Here is a 1,060-nt window from a genome sequence, read left to right as displayed (position 1 = left end):
TGGCAAATCATTTAATGATAGACTCATTAACGCTTTCGCTGTTCAGTTTTCAAAGAGCATTTTGTTTTGCGCCTGTTTTTGAAGCGCGGAATTTTATATTACCATATCCAACCGATCAAGTCAAGGACTTTTTTGAAAAACATAATGTTTAATTCAGTAAGTCTCTTTTGTTATCGGCTAGATTTATAATATAGCACGTATAATCCAGAGAATCAAGTGCTTTTTTCAATCAAATTAAAAATTCGACCGAAAAATTTAATGGTGCGGTCGGCGAGACTCGAACTCGCACGGGTCGCCCCGCCACCCCCTCAAGATGGTGTGTCTGCCAATTCCACCACGACCGCATGTTAAAACGTCTCAGGAGAGGTTCGAACTCCCGACCGTCCGCTTAGAAGGCGGATGCTCTATCCAGCTGAGCTACTGAGACATATATGGTTATAAAAAAATGGGGCGATCGATGGGACTTGAACCCACGAGTGCCGGAGCCACAATCCGGTGCGTTAACCCCTTCGCCACGACCGCCATGATTTATGAAATATAACTTTGGCAGGGGCAGTAGGAATCGAACCCACACCAAAGGTTTTGGAGACCTTCGTTCTACCGTTAAACTATGCCCCTATGGTAGCGGTGGAGGGGATCGAACCCCCGACCTTTCGGGTATGAACCGAACGCTCTAGCCATCTGAGCTACGCCGCCAAAAACAGTAGAGTAATTAAATTGTGGCGGAGGGAGCAGGATTCGAACCCGCGTGAGCTTGCACTCTAACGGTTTTCAAGACCGCCCCGTTATGACCACTTCGGTATCCCTCCGCAAAAAAATGGAGCGGGTGATGGGAATCGAACCCACGCGACCAGCTTGGAAGGCTGGAGTTCTACCATTGAACTACACCCGCAAAAATATGGTGCCGGTGAAGGGACTTGAACCCCCACGGTTTCCCTCACGATTTTGAGTCGCGCGCGTCTGCCATTCCGCCACACCGGCTTATCAAGTTAAAAAACATGGTCGGGAAGACAGGATTCGAACCTGCGACCCCTTGGTCCCAAGCCAAGTACTCTACCAA

The 1,060-nt window shown here is 48.5% G+C and carries 8 tRNA genes; all 8 read right to left on the bottom strand.

Going from position 1 to position 1,060, the window contains the following annotated elements:
* Positions 1 to 259 precede the first annotated feature (259 nt).
* Positions 260 to 344 (bottom strand) — tRNA-Leu (locus tag ADS79_RS33400).
* A 9-nt stretch (positions 345 to 353) separates the two neighbouring features.
* Positions 354 to 427: transfer RNA gene (locus ADS79_RS33395), tRNA-Arg, on the bottom strand.
* A 19-nt stretch (positions 428 to 446) separates the two neighbouring features.
* Positions 447 to 522, bottom strand: a tRNA-His gene (locus tag ADS79_RS33390).
* Positions 523 to 544: 22 nt separating this feature from the next.
* Positions 545 to 618, bottom strand: a tRNA-Trp gene (locus ADS79_RS33385).
* Between the two features lies 1 nt (position 619).
* A tRNA-Met gene (locus tag ADS79_RS33380) sits at positions 620 to 696 on the bottom strand.
* 24 nt (positions 697 to 720) lie between these two features.
* Positions 721 to 809: transfer RNA gene (locus ADS79_RS33375), tRNA-Ser, on the bottom strand.
* A gap of 9 nt (positions 810 to 818) precedes the next feature.
* Positions 819 to 892 (bottom strand) — tRNA-Gly (locus tag ADS79_RS33370).
* 7 nt (positions 893 to 899) lie between these two features.
* Positions 900 to 981 (bottom strand) — tRNA-Leu (locus tag ADS79_RS33365).
* Between the last annotated feature and the right edge of the window lie 79 nt (positions 982 to 1,060).

The sequence above is a fragment of the Brevibacillus reuszeri genome, from assembly GCF_001187725.1.
Classification (GTDB): Bacteria; Bacillota; Bacilli; order Brevibacillales; family Brevibacillaceae; genus Brevibacillus; species Brevibacillus reuszeri.
Note: the sequence above shows the minus strand (reverse complement) of the source record. Positions and strands in the feature narration are given on the sequence as shown.